Source organism: Paraburkholderia piptadeniae, from assembly GCF_900007165.1.
GTDB lineage: Bacteria > Pseudomonadota > Gammaproteobacteria > Burkholderiales > Burkholderiaceae > Paraburkholderia > Paraburkholderia piptadeniae.
In genome coordinates, this window is the sequence record NZ_CYGY02000024.1 from 1 (window position 1) to 290 (window position 290).

Genomic DNA, 290 nt, shown 5'->3' on the forward strand with positions numbered 1-290 from the left:
GAAAGAGCGCCACGTGCTGGCGGTCATAGTAGGAACGCCATATTTTCGTTTCGAGTGTCCCCGTCGCGATGGGATCGAAGCGGCTCAGGTCACGGTGCAACGGCCAGAAGAGATCGGCGGTGGCATAGCCGATCAGAACGACAAGCAGGACCAGGATCATCCGTCGCCAGCGTCCTGGTCCGGCTGCAAGGATCACGCGGTGCCGCGGGCCGTGGCTGCGGGCGCGCCCGGTTGTGTTCATGTCGAATAGCGCCGATATCGAACGTGCGTAGAACCCTCTATTTCACTAC

At 61.0% G+C, this 290-nt stretch carries 1 pseudogene; it reads right to left on the minus strand.

The features are described from left to right. Positions 1 to 241 (minus strand): annotated as a pseudogene (locus tag BN2476_RS11760) (hypothetical protein); the annotation flags it as partial. Between the last annotated feature and the right edge of the window lie 49 nt (positions 242 to 290).